Source organism: Mycobacterium sp. JS623, from assembly GCF_000328565.1.
Lineage (GTDB): Bacteria > Actinomycetota > Actinomycetes > Mycobacteriales > Mycobacteriaceae > Mycobacterium.
Window position 1 is genome coordinate 191,493 of sequence record NC_019957.1, and the last position, 16,222, is coordinate 207,714.

19 protein-coding genes and 3 pseudogenes are annotated in these 16,222 nt (G+C 65.4%); 16 read left to right on the forward strand and 6 right to left on the reverse strand.

Annotated elements, in window-relative coordinates; translation table 11 throughout:
* Nucleotides 1–190 precede the first annotated feature (190 nt).
* A complete protein-coding gene (locus tag MYCSM_RS37500; protein ID WP_051073981.1) occupies nucleotides 191–544 on the forward strand; it encodes a hypothetical protein in 354 nt (117 codons plus the stop codon).
* A gap of 411 nt (nucleotides 545–955) precedes the next feature.
* Entirely contained in the window at nucleotides 956–2,038 is a 1,083-nt protein-coding gene (locus MYCSM_RS32130; protein WP_015297689.1) for a helix-turn-helix transcriptional regulator, read from the forward strand.
* Nucleotides 2,039–2,316: 278 nt separating this feature from the next.
* Here MYCSM_RS32130 and MYCSM_RS38955 read toward each other — a convergent pair whose 3' ends face one another.
* Complete coding sequence (locus MYCSM_RS38955; RefSeq protein WP_335337524.1) at nucleotides 2,317–2,688, reverse strand: PIN domain-containing protein; 372 nt, start codon at nucleotides 2,686–2,688, stop codon at nucleotides 2,317–2,319.
* Nucleotides 2,689–3,050: 362 nt separating this feature from the next.
* On the opposite strand from MYCSM_RS38955, the gene MYCSM_RS32140 reads away from it, so the two are divergent.
* Both MYCSM_RS32140 and MYCSM_RS32145 read left to right on the forward strand, forming a co-directional pair.
* Entirely contained in the window at nucleotides 3,051–3,791 is a 741-nt protein-coding gene (locus tag MYCSM_RS32140) for a zf-HC2 domain-containing protein (protein WP_015297690.1), read from the forward strand.
* 799 nt (nucleotides 3,792–4,590) lie between these two features.
* The gene (locus MYCSM_RS32145; protein WP_015297692.1) at nucleotides 4,591–5,316 is read left to right on the forward strand and encodes a polysaccharide deacetylase family protein; all 726 of its coding nucleotides are present in this window, start codon (nucleotides 4,591–4,593) and stop codon (nucleotides 5,314–5,316) included.
* Between the two features lie 330 nt (nucleotides 5,317–5,646).
* Here the strand turns inward: MYCSM_RS32145 and MYCSM_RS32150 are convergent, their stop codons facing one another.
* From MYCSM_RS32150 to MYCSM_RS32155, 3 genes are all read right to left on the reverse strand, one after another.
* Nucleotides 5,647–6,015, reverse strand: coding sequence for a hypothetical protein (locus tag MYCSM_RS32150; RefSeq protein WP_198345137.1), 369 nt, complete (start codon nucleotides 6,013–6,015; stop codon nucleotides 5,647–5,649).
* A 35-nt stretch (nucleotides 6,016–6,050) separates the two neighbouring features.
* Nucleotides 6,051–6,233, reverse strand: coding sequence for a hypothetical protein (locus MYCSM_RS37945; protein ID WP_051073983.1), 183 nt, complete (start codon nucleotides 6,231–6,233; stop codon nucleotides 6,051–6,053).
* A 95-nt stretch (nucleotides 6,234–6,328) separates the two neighbouring features.
* Nucleotides 6,329–6,913 carry a TetR/AcrR family transcriptional regulator gene (locus MYCSM_RS32155; RefSeq protein WP_015297693.1) on the reverse strand — a complete coding sequence of 195 codons (585 nt, stop codon included), beginning with the start codon at nucleotides 6,911–6,913 and terminating at the stop codon, nucleotides 6,329–6,331.
* 58 nt (nucleotides 6,914–6,971) lie between these two features.
* Here MYCSM_RS32155 and MYCSM_RS32160 point away from each other — a divergent pair, with 58 nt between their 5' ends.
* From MYCSM_RS32160 to MYCSM_RS32180, 7 genes and pseudogenes are all read left to right on the forward strand, one after another.
* Nucleotides 6,972–8,039, forward strand: a complete 1,068-nt coding sequence (locus MYCSM_RS32160; RefSeq protein WP_015297694.1) for a saccharopine dehydrogenase NADP-binding domain-containing protein — start codon at nucleotides 6,972–6,974, stop codon at nucleotides 8,037–8,039.
* Nucleotides 8,036–8,941, forward strand: coding sequence for an alpha/beta hydrolase (locus MYCSM_RS32165; RefSeq protein ID WP_015297695.1), 906 nt, complete (start codon nucleotides 8,036–8,038; stop codon nucleotides 8,939–8,941). The genes MYCSM_RS32160 and MYCSM_RS32165 overlap by 4 nt, the downstream gene beginning before the upstream one ends.
* Nucleotides 8,942–8,996: 55 nt before the next feature.
* Nucleotides 8,997–9,156, forward strand: a pseudogene (locus MYCSM_RS36930) (SteA domain-containing protein); the annotation flags it as partial.
* 12 nt (nucleotides 9,157–9,168) lie between these two features.
* Nucleotides 9,169–9,456: pseudogene (locus tag MYCSM_RS36435) on the forward strand (copper transporter); the annotation flags it as partial.
* 260 nt (nucleotides 9,457–9,716) lie between these two features.
* Entirely contained in the window at nucleotides 9,717–9,971 is a 255-nt protein-coding gene (locus MYCSM_RS36440; RefSeq protein ID WP_157681570.1) for a type II toxin-antitoxin system Phd/YefM family antitoxin, read from the forward strand.
* Nucleotides 9,952–10,383, forward strand: coding sequence for a type II toxin-antitoxin system VapC family toxin (locus tag MYCSM_RS32175; protein ID WP_015297698.1), 432 nt, complete (start codon nucleotides 9,952–9,954; stop codon nucleotides 10,381–10,383). Before MYCSM_RS36440 ends, MYCSM_RS32175 begins: the two co-directional genes overlap by 20 nt.
* Nucleotides 10,384–10,510: 127 nt before the next feature.
* Nucleotides 10,511–10,749, forward strand: a pseudogene (locus MYCSM_RS32180) (metal-sensing transcriptional repressor).
* Here MYCSM_RS32180 and MYCSM_RS32185 read toward each other — a convergent pair.
* Both MYCSM_RS32185 and MYCSM_RS32190 read right to left on the reverse strand, forming a co-directional pair.
* Nucleotides 10,733–11,956, reverse strand: coding sequence for a sensor histidine kinase (locus MYCSM_RS32185; RefSeq protein ID WP_015297699.1), 1,224 nt, complete (start codon nucleotides 11,954–11,956; stop codon nucleotides 10,733–10,735). The pseudogene MYCSM_RS32180 and the gene MYCSM_RS32185 sit on opposite strands and share 17 nt — an antisense overlap.
* Nucleotides 11,953–12,630: a response regulator transcription factor gene (locus MYCSM_RS32190; RefSeq protein ID WP_015297700.1), complete on the reverse strand. Its 678-nt coding sequence runs from the start codon at nucleotides 12,628–12,630 to the stop codon at nucleotides 11,953–11,955. Before MYCSM_RS32190 ends, MYCSM_RS32185 begins: the two co-directional genes overlap by 4 nt.
* A 62-nt stretch (nucleotides 12,631–12,692) precedes the next feature.
* Between MYCSM_RS32190 and MYCSM_RS32195 the strand changes: the two genes are divergently transcribed.
* Genes MYCSM_RS32195 through MYCSM_RS36445 form a run of 5 tightly spaced genes read left to right on the forward strand, consistent with a single transcriptional unit; the run spans nucleotide 12,693 to nucleotide 16,201 of the window.
* Nucleotides 12,693–13,166: a hypothetical protein gene (locus MYCSM_RS32195; protein ID WP_015297701.1), complete on the forward strand. Its 474-nt coding sequence runs from the start codon at nucleotides 12,693–12,695 to the stop codon at nucleotides 13,164–13,166.
* Nucleotides 13,163–14,113, forward strand: coding sequence for an FAD:protein FMN transferase (locus MYCSM_RS32200; RefSeq protein ID WP_015297702.1), 951 nt, complete (start codon nucleotides 13,163–13,165; stop codon nucleotides 14,111–14,113). The genes MYCSM_RS32195 and MYCSM_RS32200 overlap by 4 nt, the downstream gene beginning before the upstream one ends.
* The gene (locus MYCSM_RS32205) at nucleotides 14,110–14,670 is read left to right on the forward strand and encodes a ferric reductase-like transmembrane domain-containing protein (protein WP_015297703.1); all 561 of its coding nucleotides are present in this window, start codon (nucleotides 14,110–14,112) and stop codon (nucleotides 14,668–14,670) included. The genes MYCSM_RS32200 and MYCSM_RS32205 overlap by 4 nt, the downstream gene beginning before the upstream one ends.
* On the forward strand, nucleotides 14,667–15,932 hold the full coding sequence (locus MYCSM_RS32210; RefSeq protein ID WP_015297704.1) for an NADH-ubiquinone oxidoreductase-F iron-sulfur binding region domain-containing protein: 1,266 nt from the start codon (nucleotides 14,667–14,669) through the stop codon (nucleotides 15,930–15,932). The genes MYCSM_RS32205 and MYCSM_RS32210 overlap by 4 nt, the downstream gene beginning before the upstream one ends.
* A complete protein-coding gene (locus MYCSM_RS36445; RefSeq protein ID WP_015297705.1) occupies nucleotides 15,929–16,201 on the forward strand; it encodes a ferredoxin in 273 nt (90 codons plus the stop codon). The genes MYCSM_RS32210 and MYCSM_RS36445 overlap by 4 nt, the downstream gene beginning before the upstream one ends.
* The last annotated feature ends 21 nt before the right edge of the window (nucleotides 16,202–16,222 follow it).

Here is a 16,222-nt window from a genome sequence, read left to right on the forward strand (position 1 = left end):
CGATGACGTTGGCGCCGACACTGATCCAGCGGGACTGGTGTCGGCTGGAGGCGCTGAATCGGGTGCGGCGGCGGCCACGCCGTGCCCGGCGGCCACCGCGGCGCCCAGGCCGGCTGCGACCGCCCCGGCGCGCAGCCACAGGACCGAGCGCGGTGTGGCGCTGCGACGGTGACGGCCGTGTGACCGTTTGATGGATTTCTTTGCCGCAGAACGGTTCTTGACTGCCGACATCGTGCACCTCACCAGCTCAGGCCGCCCCGCGGCGGCATCCAGGACTTCGTTGTTTCCGCACCGGCTGGGTGCGGTGGATCGCTTCGGGCGCGACGCTCGGCGGCCGATGGCCTCGTTGGTGGTGTCGGTGGGCATCTGGGTCCAGCATCGCGTGCACGGGTTCTGCGGCGACGGTGGTGAACGGTACGGCGAACAGGAACTCGTCTCGAAGGGAACGGATTTCGGTTCGCCCGATGATGGTGGCCAGCCCCAGGGCGGTCTCCAGCAGCGCGAAGTGATCTCCGATGCAAGAGCGCCACGCTTGATGCGGTAGCCGTCGACGGCGATGTCTTGCGACCCCACCGTGTTGACCGCGGCGCCCGGCGGACACAGACGCTGCGCCTCGTGCAGGACCGCAACGGCGTATGGGACTCGGGCAACGTCATCGCAGTCAGTTCGCGATGCGGAGGTCACGGGGTTGCCGAGGAAGTACGTCGCACTGAGTAATGCTCAACCTGGTGGTTGTGAGGCGCCGCGCTCGTATTCGTCTTGCTGGACATCGGATCTCCCCCTGAATCCGCAGCATCTGCAGTAAGCACCGCTACCGTCGCGGTGCTGTGTTCGATGTGCAGGGTGGCACCCCAAGCAGCGCGTTACCTCATATGAATTGATGATTTCTGCGTATTATTTTGTGCACCTAAACGCTTGAGCAGGCAGGCGTTGGTGAACAGTTGGCGGGGCGGGCGTGGTTTCAGTAGACGACTTCTCCAAAATGGTCTCTGCCGTGTACGCGTGCGCGGTCGACCCCGGACAAGCAGCCGAGTCGATCACGACGATCTACCAGACACTCGGGGCCAGAGGCGGCGCACTGCTGGTGGCCCAAGGCGCGGTCCGAAACCAGATCGCGGCGGTGCTCCCCGCCGACGCCGCCGAGACCTACCGGCACCACTACTGGCGGGTCGACCACGTGTTGGACGACGTCGAGGCCGGACCCGTTGGCGTGGTGCGCACCGGTAGCGAGTTGATGACACCAGATCACCGCTCGGAGTTCCTCAACGAGTGGAACCGCCCCAACGATCTCGAAGACGGCATGTTCGTCCGACTCACCTCGGGCCGAGCTACGACAACTTTCCTGGTGACGGCACCACGACGCACCGAACCATTTGGCTCAGCGGAGCGCCTCAAAGCCATGAACGCCCTGACCGGTCATCTGCAGCAAGCGTTGCGCACCTATGACAAGTTCGCCGAAAGCGGGAGGGTCAACAACGGACTCGTGGCGATGGTCGATGGAATGCGCCACGGGACTGCCCTGGTGGGGCCGGCTGGGTTTCTCCGTTGCCTCAACTCGTCGGCCGAGCTCATTCTTCAGACAGCCGACGGACTATCCCTGCACGCGCAGTGCATCACCGCGACCGTTGGGTCCGCGCAGGCCCAACTGGGCAAAGCAATTCACACCGCGATCGTGGGCGACCGAGACGGAATCCGTTGCGGGCGCTCGATGCTGTGCGCTCGCCCCTCCGGTCGGCGACCCTACGTTGTGCACATAGTGCCGTCGCAGCCAGACGACGCCGGTGCGTTGATGATCATCGTCGATCCCGAGCACCAAACCATGGCCGCGCCAGCGCTGCTTGCCCAGCTCTTCTCACTTACCCGGGCCGAATCCCAGATAGCGTCTGGAATAGCGCGCGGTGCCCCACCAAAGCAACTTGCAGAGGAGATGTCGGTGTCTCTGGTTACTGTGCGGACCCATCTGCAGCACGTATTCGACAAGACCGACACCCACCGCCAAGCTGACCTCGCGCGCCTTCTCACCAACCTGCTGCCCTGAACGCCAGAACACGTCCACGGCTTACCTGACTCCCGTCCAGGGGGCGTGTGCGAGTTTTCGCATGTTGCGATCAGGGAGGTGGGCGATCGGGCGCAACATGGTTGGTAGTCGTTTCCATCGCCCGGCTGCGTTGAATTGAGCGGATGGCGGCGACTGTCCACCTGGATGAACCCCGGTGACACGGTCTTGACGCGAATGCCCGGGTTAGGTCGCTCGTCGATCCGGCGGCGAAACGTCGGGTTCATTCGAGACGCGCTGCGGCTCAGAGCATTCGGTGTTCAGACGTGGATGATAGAAAGATCAGCGACGCCCTCGAGGGCATCGAAGTCGTCATCCTGTGTCACCACTGGCAGATGCTTAGAAACCGCAATCGCAGCGATCCATAAGTCGTTAATCCGGACCCGGCGGCCCGTCTCGGCCAGATGAACGCGCAACAGCGCCGTTGCTACCGAATGAACCGCTGCTAGTGGCGCTAGGGTTTCCTGGGCCGCCGCTGCCAGCTCCACCGGCGCCAGTGCTTGCTGACGCCCCTGGAGAATACGGACCAGCGGTTGATGATCGACGATCAGAGCCTGGCGGCATTTGAACGTTTGTGCACACAGTGATGTCGCGAGAGGGAAAACGTTTCGCTCATCAGGTACTGCGTGCAAGCGCGTGGAGCGCCTCGTGGAGGCGACACTTCACTGTGTCTTCCGGCAGCTGCTCCAGTCTGGCGATCTGGGGGACGGCCTGGGCGAGGTAGTACGCCCGAATGACCGCGGTGCGATGCTCGGCGCTGAGGGAGTGGAGAGCTTCAGAGACTGTCATCATGACCGGTAGAACGCCTAGTTGCACCTCCGAGTAGCGAACACAAGCAATCGCTCTTGTCTACCTGACGATTCGTCAAACCCTCGACGCCCGTTACGTTCGCCCGGGGGCAGAGGTCAGGTTAGCGGTTGCAGAGCGTCACGTCGGGGCTGCACGACGCGGCGTGGCAAATCGCGGTTACCCTACAAATAGTGAGGTAACAGCGATGACGAGCATTGACGGGCGAGCTGGTGGAGGATCGCAAACGGGCGATCCATTCGCCATGTGGGACGCCGCCTACGTGCTCGGCGCATTGGGTGCCGAAGACCGACGTCAGTTCGAACAACATCTGACTCACTGCACTCGATGCCACGATGCCGTCGCTGACGTCAGCGGCATGCCTGCCTTGCTCGCAATGCTGGAGCCACACGAGGTCGCGGCCCTCGACGAGGGGGCCCCTGAGCTATGGCAGCCGCGGCCCGAACTGCTTACGTCGCTGTTGGCGAAGGTCGGCCGCCGACGGCGACGCACAAGGGCGCTGTCGTGGTCGATGGCCGTCGCAGCCGCCGCGGCGACAATCATCGCGTTGATCGTGGGAATCCATGTCGGAGGGACGTCACCATCCGCCGTCCCGCCCGCAACGTCGGCATCGCCACTGACCATGAATCCGGTGGCGCCAAACTCCATAACCGCGACGGTGAGCCTGACACGCCAGGCCTGGGGCACCGACATCGACATGAGCTGCACCTACCCGAAAGAAGCCGACAACGCCGGCCAGCGCGGGGACACGCTGGCAATGGTGATAGTCGGCCGCGACGGCAGCCATACCCAGCTGGCGACGTGGTTGGCGGTCCCGGGCGTTACCGCACGCCCCAACGGCAACACGCCGACACCCATCGACCAAATCTCTGCGGTGCAGATCGTGGCCGCTGATAGCGGCGAAGTGCTCTTGCAGCGCCCGCTGTGATGCCGTCACATCCGCTAGGACGACTGCCCTGCGTCGTCAGGCGGTTGGCAGCGCACGGCGCTGCCGGCCCCGCCACTGGTCCCACGGTATGGTCCAGTCGCCCAACGCGATTCCGTAAATCTTTAAGGGCAGATCTAGTGTCTTGGCGCTGCCCGTGATATAGGGCGTGCTTGCATGTGGCGGTTTGCCTCGGCGCTGCCTAGCGTCGATGTGCGACTGGGGTCGCGGTCGGGATCAATTCGAGCCGGCGCGCGAGATCCGAAATGAGGGCAGCACCGCTGCGCTAGCGAAGCTCTGAGCGCCGTCTCGACCGTGCCGTACCGAGCGGGCGCACCGATAAACGTCTTGAAACAAAGAGACTTCGCGTTCGGTCCGTCCGCCGGACGACGAGCCACGGTTCTCGCAGGGCTCCCGCGGTGTTATTTCCTGTTGGGTGCGTGGCCGGAGGCGACGGCCGGCCATGGCCGCGACAGTCTCGAAAAACAAATCTCCAAGCGACGGTTCACGCCCCAGCAACTGGGTACGCCAGTGGGCCGGGGTTAACTGCGTTTCCCGGGGCTTCATCACAGGGCGTGGGACGTTGCCGATCGGCACGACGTTCGGAAAGGAGTTGACGAATGACGCTAAGAACACGGCGGACGGCGGTGACGTCAACGCGAGCCGCCGCGGGGCTTGACTCGCGTCGACGTCCGTTTGCCTTGCGGGACAGCAGTGTTCACCTTCTGCGTGGTCCTGTCGGCACTCGTGGCCTTAGCGTTGTAGGCATGTTGGGCTGTCCCGCTCCTGAGGGTCTCGGCGTATGAACCGGCGCACAGTGTTGACGGCGATCGCGTTCGGGGCGTTGGCCGGTCTGGGGCGCCCTACGTCTGCACGCGCCAACAGGGGAACCAGCCGGCCGCTGGGGCGGGTGCCTGCGCCGGTCGGTGTGCTGAGCAGGCTGCCCGGCGACGGCAACCAGGTGGCATTGACCATCGACGACGGCGCCAGCGTCAGCGTCGTCGCCGCGATCGTGCAATTCTGCCGCGACACCGGTACCCGCCTGACGTTCTTCGTCAACGGGGCCAACGACTCCTGGACAGTCAACGCCCCCGTGCTGCGACCGCTGGTCGACTCCGGACAGATCCAACTCGGCAACCACACATGGTCACACCCGTACCTCAACCGCATTCCGCTGCCGGCCGTCGAGGACCAGATCCGCCGCAACGCCGACTTCCTGACCAACACCTACGGCACCGACGGCAGACCGTACTTCCGTCCGCCGTTTGGCGTGCACACCGCCGATACCGACCGGGTCGCCGCTGATCTGGGCTATCCCACCATTGCGATGTGGAGCAGCACCATCGGCGACTCGCGCCCGGAAAATGAGGCCAGCCTCATCGCCAACGCCAACGCCGCGCTGCAACCCCAGCAGATCGTGCTCGCACACGCCAACCTGCCCACCATCACCGACTGCTTCAATCAGCTCAGCGGCATCATCGCCAGCCGCAACCTGCAGACCGTGACACTCAACGACGTCTTCGCATAGCGCCACATGGGTTGTGGGTGAGGATGATGCCGTACTGTGCGGCGGCGTCGATGGCGAGGTGGTCGAGGCTGTCCCGTTCAGCTGCTCCTGGCTGCGCCGGCCAGCGGTCGCAGTCTAAATGCCAAGGCGCACCACTGGACAAGTCAGATCCGTTGCCACACAAGGCCTTCCCCGTTGGATCGGGCGAATCTCGCCTCGTGAAGTCCTGGTTTGAATGCCGGCCCGAGACAGCACCTCGCACGCTGCAACGATCTGAGATTGACCGTGACCGAGCCGGCGGCGGACCGGGCTACAGAGCCGGCGTGGACACCGGATCGGATCGCGACCCGATCACATGGATTTGCACTCGCCGAGGGCGGCAACTATCTCGGGAAATTGTGTTGCGCTGGCGTTGATTTCGTCGAGGCCGCCTACGGTGCCGGTTCCGTTGCCCAGGATGACATGTTCTAGACCATTGTCCGCGTATCCGCTGACTCGCTCAGCGATCTCGGTCGCGTTGCCAATGAACATGAACTCTTCGGCAAGCTCAAACGGAATCGTGGGCGCGAGCTCGCGGAGCTGTTCGGGATCGAGGTCGTGGTAGATCAGGTCGACCAGACCGCGGCAGTGCTCTCCGGACGGATGTTTCATTCCGTACTTGGCCCAGATTTCGGCCGAGCACATGAGCGCGTGGGGTTTACCCAGGGGATCGCGTTCCATCAGCTCAGCGATATGTTCGCGGGATTTACCGATGATCACGCGATGTGCAGCGCGCACACCGGCATCGGGCGCCCGGCCCGATCGGCGTGCTCGCCGATGGTGCGGCGTTTCTCGCCGTAGCTTGCGGGGCTCATCGGCCACGCCGGAACCCACCCATCGCCGTACTCGCCAGCAGCGCCGGATCGAAACAGCTTCGTGACGGTCGGGGTAAGCGGCACGCGAGAGTTCGTCGGCGAGCAATGTGACGATGGCGTCAAAGTCCTGTCGGCATGCTTTTGTGGTGTGCGGGACGGCTTCCTGACGGCCCGATCCGCTAGCTTTTGGCCCCGCACGCATTGAGTGCCGCGTCAACGGTCTCTGCGACCAGCTTGTCGTCTATCGGGCCGATGGCGGGAAGAACCGCGCGAAGGAGCAAGGGACCAGTCAGCAGATCCGAGACGACGTCGGGGCGGTCGACCAATGCAATCTCGCCGCGGTCCACCGCTCGACTGATCATCGCCGCGACCGAGCGGCGGCGTGGAGCCATAAAGCGGTCATAGAGCGCCGTGCCGAGACCTTCCTCGGTCCCGAAATCACTGAGCACTCCTGCCAACCCGGCCTTGATCACGGGGTCGGTGAAGAACGTGCGCTGAAGCTCCTGCAGCAACTGCAGGTCCCTGCGCAAGTCGCCGGTGTCCGGCGCGGGGTCGAATCCGAAGCGGCTCACCAGCACTCCGATTACAAGCTCGCCCCGCGTTTTCGCCCTTCGATAGATCGCCGCGCGGGTGGTGCCGGCGGACTTTGCGACGCGATCGATGTTGACCGCCCCGTAGCCGTCTGAGAGCAGCACCGATTCGGTGGCGCGGGCGATCGCGCCGTCCAGCGCGCCGTCGCGAGGCCGCCCCCGTGATGCAGTCATAACCGCTGAGCATCCTATGAGTTGACGTATTTACGATGCACACTGTACCGTAAATCGCATGGCTGAGATATGGGTTTTCGGGGCAACGGGTTTGAGCGGCAAAGCGATCGCCAACGACCTGGTCGTCGGCGGCGCCGACGTGGTACTCGTCGGGCGCGACTCCGCGCGACTGGCATCCACGGCCGAATCCATCGGAGCAGCGGTCGGTCGCCGCGTGGTTTCGGGCCCGGCCGATCTGAGCGAACGGATTCTCGCCGAGAAGCCCCGTGTCATCATCAATGCCGTTGGCCCGTACGGTGCGACGACCCCGCCGTTACTACCGGCGTGCCTGGCTGCCGGGGTGCATTACGTCGATCAGGCCAACGAGCTCGAGCCGGTGCAACAACTGCTCCATCGGCACGCCGACGCACGCGACCGGGGTGTCACACTGATGACCGGCGCGGGCTTCGGCGTACTGGCGACCGAGGCACTGGTGATTCAGCTGCGCGGCGACCGACCTCCGGCTGCACGCGCTGTCGTCGCCGCCGTGCCAGCCGTGCAGGGGCTGGGTTCGTCGGTCCTGGCGAGCGCCGTCGATGTTATTGCCTACGGCGGCAGGCGATATCGCGACGCACGGCTGGAACGCCGGCGACTGGGCGCTGACTACGAACAGATTCCGGTCCCGAACGAACCTGCCCGAGGGGCACTGGCCGTACCGACAGGCGAACTCGAAGCCGCGCACCGGGCTTCGGGCGCCGCTCACGTAACCGCATATTCCACCGAGGTACCCAACGGACGATTGATTCGGGCAGTCCTGCCAGTGGCCTCCGCGGCTCTGGCCATGCGCCCGGTCCGGGCCGGCGTTCAGCGCCTGATCGGCCGCATGCGCCTCACTCCCCCGGCAACCGGTGGCGATGTCTCGTGGGCATACGCCCGGCTGGAATGGGCCGATGGCACGCGCAGGGAAGCCTGGCTGCGTGCCGGCGACGGCTACGCGTTTACCGCACGAGTCGCCGCCTCGGTAGCGACCCGGTTGATCGAGGGATCCGGCAAGCCAGGAGCGTTCACCCCAGGAGCGCTGTTCGGCGCCGACTTGGCCAGAGTCGCCGGCGCGGAGCTGTTCTCATCCGACGAGGTGGGCGCGTGACCCGAGAAGTGCACCAGCGCAGCGCGATTCGCATATCCGCGGGCCGCTGCGAAGAGATCGACGCCTGGCTGTACCTGCCCGATGACCCCGGGCCTCATCCCACTGTGGTGATGGCGCACGGCATCGGCGGGGTGAAAGCCGCGGGCCTGGCCCCGTTCGCCGAGACGTTCGCTGAGGGCGGGTTTGCGGCGCTGGTGTTCGACTACCGGCACTGGGGGGCGTCGACGGGCAAGCCACGGCAACTACTGTCGGTTCGCCGCCAGCTGGCGGACTATCGCACGGCGCTAGCGTGGGCGCACGCCGACGATCGGCTGGATTCCACTCGAATCTTCGTGTGGGGCACGTCATTTGCCGGCATGCATATCGTCGAGCTCGCCGCCAGCCAACCTGGGCTGGCCGGCGCCATCGCGCAATGTCCATTGGTGGACGGCCTGGCCGCAGTGGCAAACATCCCTCTGTGGCGTGGGCTTCGCCTGACTGCTCATGGGCTCGCCGACCTCATTGGGTCGGCACTAGGGCGGGCGCCCCACTACCTCCAAGTCAGCGTGCCCCCAGGTCATTTCGGGGTGATCGCGACGGAAGACGCGATGACCGGCCTCGCCAGACTCGATCCAGGAGACGACTCGTGGCCCAACGACATCACCGCGCGCTCTGTCCTCGATGTGACGATGCATCGGCCGGTCCGTCGCGCACCGCATGCCCGATGCCCATTGCTCATGGTGGTCGCTGAACACGACACCATGGCGCCGACCCGACCAGCGCTCCGCGTTGCAGCGCAGGCCCCGCGCGGTGAGCTGTATCGCAGCCGAGGCGGCCACTACGACGTGTATGCCGGCGGACTGGATCACGAGAACGTGCTGCGCGTGGAGATGGAATTTCTGCGCCGGCACGCGCAGGTGTGACCACCCCTGATTAGCCGTAGGTGGTGAGCCACCACCGCGCCTGGGGTTAGCGTCCTACCGCAGCCGGGTATCGGGCGGGGCGATTTCGCTGCCGGTGCTGGCGATGCTCATCGCGGTGATCGCCGCACCATGGGTGTCGCGCGCCGATGCCCGGTGCTCGACTGGATTTCCGACTACTGGAATACGTTCTCGCTGTGATTCAGGGTTTGGTCACCTACGAAGTCGTCCTGATTTCCCTACGCACACATACAATTTCTCTTACCGTCGTTTTAGTTGCATTGGCAATCGGCGTGGAGCTCGGGTCTGGCCTGCTGCCCAATACGCTGCTGTCAGGGCTGCGAGATGACAAACACCGGCTGCAGAACCAGATCGACACGCTCACCGACGACAAGAACGCGCTGAACGAAAAGCTTAATGCTGCAGGTGAATTCGACGCGCAGATGTCGCTGCGGATTCTGCACAATACGCTCGACGGCAAGTCGGTGGTGTTCCGCACGCCCGACGCGAGCGACGAGGGCCCGCGCCCAATTCAGCACTTCGGCCAACGTCACGTGGATCAACGGCGACGCGCTGAACTATGCCTTGCCCGAAGCGCACTACGACCTCGTTGTGGCGCAAAGGCAGCGCACTGAGTGACCACTGACCTCACCGGCAGACGGACATGACGTACTCACGCCGCCTTCAACGTGCGCATGACTGGTGTGGTCTGCGCCGACGTGATCGCGTCCGCCGCCACATTCTCGCGGCCGTGTAGCACGGGTGCTACACTGGTCAAGTGACTACCGAGATCACGCAACGCGAGCTGCGCAACAACAGCGGAGAGATAATGCGGCAACTCGACCAGGGCGAGTCATTTGTGGTGACCCGCAATGGAGTTGCTGTGGGCGAGCTTTCGCCGCTACGTCGGCATAGATTTGTCAGTGCCGCGGTGGCACTGAGGGCTTTCCAAGGCGCTGCGCCGGTGAACCTCGACCGGTTACGAGCCGATTTGGATCACGGGGCCGACCAAGATGCTGCGCCGCGTGGCTGACGACGCGCTCGACGTGCATCGGCAAGGGCTCATAGACACCTCGGTCGTGATTGCCCTAGAGCACCTCGACCCCGACCAGCTACCCAGGGAGCTGGCGGTGAGCGCCCTGACGATGGCTGAGCTTGCGGCCGGCCCTCACGCAACGACCGACAGCGACGAGCGCGCAGCACGCCAAGACCGTTTGCAACGCGCGGAGGCGACATTTGATCCATTGCCCTTCGACAGTGCCGCCGCCAGAGCGTATGGCCGGATTTACGCCGCGATCACCGCGACGGGACGCAAAGCCCGCGGTCCGCGAGCCGTGGATTTACTGATTGCCGCGACCGCGCTCGGTGCGAACCTCCCGCTTATCACCCGTAACGCCAATGACTTTCGCGGAATCGAGCATCTCGTACCTATCATCGCCGTTTAGCGAAAGGCGAATCGTGTCGGCCATTTTCGCTTCGGCCTCGCCCACTCCGGTGAGAACTCGGGGTGTGTCGCTCAAGCAGATATTTCACTCGGACGATGCCCGCTGACCGAGCCGCCAGCCCGACGAGCTGTTGTGCATTGCTACCGTCGGCGGAACAAGCATCGGCACGGCGCTCGTGATCTCGATGATCGAACAGGGCCGCAACTGCAACGACGTCGTGACCCAGCTCGCCGCCGCGTCGCGCGCCTTGGACCGCGCCGGATTCAAATGGTCGCAACCGGGCTCTGAGAACGCATTACCGGCGTAGGACCCGACGGCGAGACTCCCGAAGCCGAGTTGGAGAAGCTCTTCATGGCACTGGCCTGACCGGTGCAGCGGGGATTGTGAGGGTGAAAGTGGCGCCGCCGCCAGGCGTCTGCGCGACGGCGATGTGCCCTCGGTGGGCGTGAGCGATCTCTCGCACGAGTGCCAAGCCGATGCCGTAGCGCGGGCGATCCCCGGGGGCGGTGTGGGTTTTTCCGCGCGAGAAGCGGTTGAACAATGTTTCCATGGCGCCTGGGTCGATGCCCACTCCGTCGTCACGCACATCGATCAGGATGTCGTTTTGGTGGCGTCCGAGGGCGACGGCAATCGTTCCGCCGCGATGCTCGTGCGCGAGCGCGTTGTCGATGAGGGAGGTGATCGCGCGGCGAAGCGCGGAACCCGACCCGAGAACGACGAAATCTCCAGCGGGCACTGGGTCATTCGCTTCTACCACGAGGTTCACGCCAGCCGTTTCGGCGTGCTGAGCCATGCTCTCACAGGCCGCTTGCACCACTGAGGCGAGATCGATGCGCTCCTGCGGAGCGTTGTCTGAGGTCATAGATGCCGAGGCCAGCAGATCCTCGATCACCTCACCGAGCGCGCGCGTGTCGGACGCGAGGGCGTCGATCTGTTCCCTGTTCTGTTGGGCGTCACCATCTTCGAAGCGGCGCGCGAGTAGCTGGATCCGAGTGTGCAGCACCGTCAATGGGGCGCGAAGTTCGTGTGATGCGTCGGCGACGAAACGTCGTTGCAGAGCCAGCGCCTCGACAAGGGGCCGGATCGACCTTGTAGTGAGCAAGCTGACGACGCCGATGGAGGCCACGATCCCGGCCAGTTCGGCGATACCCAGCGCTAACAGCAGACGGCTCCGCCCCGCCCTGTACGGCCCCAGATCGAGCAGCGCGACCACTCTGCCGCCGGGCCTGTCCACGACCACCGCGCGGTAGGGGGCGCCTTCGATCTGAGTTTCGAAGAATCCGGCAGGGCGCGCGAGCAGCTGCGCCGTCGGAATTCCGTTGCCGCTGGCCTGCACCTTCCCCGAGAGGTCGCGCAGCACCAGGATCATTCCCGGCGGCGGATCGGTGGCGTCGTCGGCCGCTAAAGCGACGGACGACAGTTGGGACCTGATCTGCTGCTCCTGCACGCGGATGTCAACGAGATACACCACAGCTCCGACCACCAACAGAACTGCGGCAAGTGCGAGGGAGGCTTGCGACGCGGCGATCCGGCCCGCGCGGTGAACGACGCTGAGATCGCTGTCGGTCCTCATTCGGCTCCGAGGCGGTAGCCGGTGCCGTGCACCGTGTGGATGATGTTCCTGCCGAGCTTGCGTCGCAGGTAATGGACGTAGGTGTCGACGGTGCCGGACGAGTCGACACCATCGAACACCACATCGAGTAGTTGACCGCGTGTGAAGACCTGACGCGGCGCGCTCATCAGGACTGCGAGAAGCGCTGCCTCGCGCTCTGATAGGTCGACAGCGTCGCCATCGGCGGTGCTACCGCTGACTGTGCGCGTTAGGCGGTCCAGGCAGAGTTCGCCGACGCGCAGTGTCGATCGACCGTCGGGTCGGCGCAGCAATGCCCGCACTCGGGCGAGCAGTTCCGCTACCTCGAAGGGTTTGACCAGATAGTCCTGAGCCCCGGAGTCGAGGCCTTCGACTCGGTCCGCGAGCGACCCCCGCGCAGTGAGCAGCAATGCCGGAGTGGCGATTCCGCGCGATCGGAGTACGGCGACTAGCTCGGAACCGTCCATGACCGGCAGTCCGCGATCGACGATCATGGCGTCATAGCGGCCGGTGAGGCCACGGTGCAGCCCTTGCTGGCCGTCGTGCGCGACGTCGACGCGGTAGCCCTCGCTGCTGAACAGGTCGGCGAGCATCTCGCCGAGTGCACGGTCGTCCTCGACAATCAGCAATGTCGGTGCTGGGCGTCGCTCGGCCACCTACAGAGCCTGCCACGCTACTTCTTCGAGGGCTGTAAGAAAGTGTTGGCAGCCTGCGATACGTGGACTCACCTCGTCTGGGCTTGCGCCGCGCGGCGGCCACTTCGTGGGCGTTGGTCGGCGTCGGCATGGCAGGTGTCGCAGGCGCTTCGGCGCTTGCCTACAGCGATACCGTTAAGCCGGCGGTGGCAGACGTCGGCGCAGATGCGGCCGTGCCTGCACCCGAGGAGCTACCGCCAGCGCCGGGCCTCGTGACGACGGCCGACGTCCCGCCGGCGACAACCCCGCCACCCGCTGCGGAATACACCCCGCAGACGACCGCTGAACAGGCCCTGGAACCGACGTACACCCCGGCGCCGGACTACACGCCCCAGTACACCTCCGCACCGACCATCGAGCAGTCCCCGCCGCTCACCCCTCAGGCACCGGCATCCCAGGCCCAAGCTCCCCCGACAACCAAGCGGCGCAGTCCCACCCCGACGACAGTGAGGGCGCCGAACTACTCGCCGCACGTGACGATTTCGCACGGCTCGTGACGAACCCGTCCGAGCAACTCATCGACTCCGGTGCGGGCACCGCGACAACGAGGTGGCAGCGCTGGAGCATGAGCATGCAGATCGTGGTCACCAATCCCGATTCGCTGGCCGTCGCCCGCCGGGAGGTCGACGCCGAACTCGACACCATCGAGGTCGCCGCTTCGCGATTCCGGCCCGATTCCGAGATCAACGCCCTCGCCGCGTCGGCCGGACGGCCAACTCCGGTAAGTCAGCTACTGGCGGAGCTGCTCGGCGCCGCGATGACGGCGGCCCGTCAGACCGACGGCGATGTCGATCCCACGATCGGCGCCACACTAATCGCCCTCGGATACGACGGCGACATCGGCGCTGTCGATGACACCCATCGGGTGACCGCATCGATCAGCGTTCCGGCGAGATGGTCCATGGTCAGACTCGAGGATCGCGTCGTGACCGTGCCGCCGGGCATTCGGCTCGACCTCGGAGCGACTGCCAAAGCGGTTGCAGCCGACCGGTGCGCCGATCGTGCACACCGGGTCACCGACAGCGGCGTGCTCATCAACCTGGGTGGTGACATCGCCACAGCGGGACCCGAGCCCGACGGCGGGTGGCGGGTACTGGTCCTCGATGACGCCGAGGATCCGGCGGGCTCAGTGGCTCTTTCATCAGGAGCCGGGCTGGCCACCTCGAGCACGATTCACCGTCGATGGCGCCGCGGTGCGGATCTTGTCCACCACATCGTCGACCCACGCACTGGGTGGTCTGCGGATCCGGTGTGGCGCACGGTAAGCGTGGCCGGACAAACCTGCCTGGCCGCCAACACAGTCAGCACTGCTTCGATCATCCGCGGCTGGCGGGCGCTGGATTGGATTCGCGCACTTGACATTCCCGCGCGACTTGTTGACAGCGAGCGAAACGTCCACACCCTGTGCGGGTGGCCGGCCGACGCTAACGGAGCTTGGCAGTGATCGACCAGGCGCTGTGGGCACTGGGCCGGGGCACGGGCGTCACGGCACTGGCCTTCATGACCGTCGCGCTCTTCCTGGGCATCGCCACGCGGTCGGGGCGTCCGCTGGTCGTGTTGCCGAGATTCGCTGTCGCCGACGTCCATCGCTTCACTTCGCTGGCGGGAACTCTCCTCGTCGTCCTGCACATTGTGCTGCTGTTCTTGGACCCCTACGCGCAGCTTCGACTCCTCGACTTGGTCGTGCCGTTCCTTGGCGCCTACCGGCCACTCTGGCTCGGGTTGGGGACGCTGGCCTTCGACCTACTCGCGGTGGTGATCGTGACCAGCCTGCTGCGCCACCGGCTCGGCGTGCGGGCCTTCCACACGGTGCACTGGGCGACCTACGCCTTGTGGCCGATAGCCATCTCGCACGCGCTTGGCAACGGGACCGATGCCGGCCACACCTGGTTCCTGGTGTTCGCCGGCTGTTGCACCGTCACCGTGTGCGGCGCGCTGGTGTGGCGGCTACACACCAACTACACCGAGTACACCGGCACACGAACATCGTGGCGCCCATGACGATTTCACGACGGCCCGGCGCCCCGACCAGTCAGCGCCTGTTCGCGGCGAACGGCCCGGGCCTGGTCGAACACCAACAGCGATTCGGAGCTTTGCCCGACTCAGCCGCAACGACCCTGGTGCAGGTGCTCGACCGGTCCGGACTAACCGGGCGCGGTGGCGCCGGTTTCCCCACCGGCCGCAAGATCGCATCAGTCACCGGGCGCAAGGCAGTGGTGATTGGTAACGGCGCCGAGGGCGAGCCACTCAGCCACAAGGACGCCGAACTGCTCTCCCGCGCAACACATCTCGTACTTGACGGTCTGAAGCTCGTCGCCGCCGCGGTGTCGGCCGACAAGGTCGTCATGTACGTTCCGTCCGGCGCGATAGCGCCGATCAAGACTGCCATCAGCGAGCGAAGATCGGCGAAGGTCGACCGCCACCGGGTCACCGTCGTCGCGGCCCCCCACGGATTCGTCGCGGGCGAGGAATCAGCTGCGGTGAGGCGGGTCGAGGGTGGCCCGGCCCTGCCCCGCGATCGGACCGTACCTACCTCAATATCCGGGCTGCGAGGACGCCCGACAGTGGTCAACAACGTCGAAACGCTAGCCCACATCGCACTGATTGCCCGGTACGGGTCTCGCTGGTTCACATCGGTTGGCGATCCGTCCGAGCCGGGAACCATGCTCGTCACTTTGACGGGCGGACCAACGACGGACTCAGTCTTGGAAGTGCCGACGGGCACACGACTGACCGACCTCGTCCGCTGCACCGGTGTCACCGACTCCGGCGCGCTTCGCGCCGTACTGTTGGGCGGGTACCACGGCACCTGGATTCCCGGCGCAATGCTCACCGACGCCAGACTGTCGCGTGCCGGCCTGGCCCATCTCGGCGCCAGCCCCGGTGCCGGCATCATCCACGCGCTGCCCGCCGACCAGTGTGGACTCGCCCGCACCGCAGACATTCTCGGCTACCTCGCCGGACAGAGCGCCCGCCAGTGCGGACCGTGTCTCAACGGCTTGCCCCAATTGGCCCGACTCTTCGACGATCTCGCCTACGGTCGCGTCGACGAGCAACTCCTCGAGGAGGTCAGCCGGATGATCGACATCATCGACGGCCGGGGCTCGTGTCGCCATCCCGAGGGCACCGCCCGCCTGGCCCGCAGTGCCCTCGACACGTTCGCCTCCGACATCGAGCACCATCGCCACGGCCGATGCGAAGGGGCCCTAGCGCCGATGCACGCCACCGGGCGCCCACCACAACACATCTCGGGAACAAGATGAGAAAGCAATCCAAACCAGCCACGCGCCTGCACATCGACTGGACGCGCTGCCACGGCCGCGGGCTGTGCACCGAACTCCTGCCCCGTATCCTTGGCCGCGACGACTGGGGCTACCCCCTCGCCCGAGACGGCTCCCGCGAGCCCGCCGTCCCACCCACAGCGCTGCCCGAGGCGCGCACTGCAGTCGATCTGTGTCCTCGGCTGGCGCTCTCACTGATCACCGACGCGACCCATGGACCCGGTAACCGAAAGGCAGGCACGAGTTTGTAATTGGTAGCCGAGTGTCCGAAT